General features: G+C 35.6%; 1 protein-coding gene. It reads right to left on the bottom strand.

The window, feature by feature from the left end; translation table 11 throughout:
• The coding region (locus AOA62_RS29635; protein WP_218244217.1) for a hypothetical protein at positions 1-270 on the bottom strand (270 nt) is incomplete at both ends.

Raw genomic sequence — 270 nt, forward strand, 5'->3', positions numbered from 1 at the left:
CTATATAAGTGTCTGTTTCATCTTTCACTGGTCTAAGCTCAATCAAGCTAACTTCATTTTTCGTTAAAGTTAATGACAACTTTAATCGACCGTTAATACTCGTTAATCTATCTGTTCTTTGGTGTGGAATAGCTACAGATTTTAATATCTCTACTTGATTTTTATCAGGAAATCTAGGACGTCCCATCTGCTTCCAAACTTTCCATGGGTTAGCATGATCCTCATCTATTGTTTCTCGCTTAAGGAATACATCCTTAAATTGGACTGGGA

Source organism: Pseudomonas sp. 2995-3, from assembly GCF_002742565.1.
GTDB lineage: Bacteria > Pseudomonadota > Gammaproteobacteria > Pseudomonadales > Pseudomonadaceae > Aquipseudomonas > Aquipseudomonas edaphica.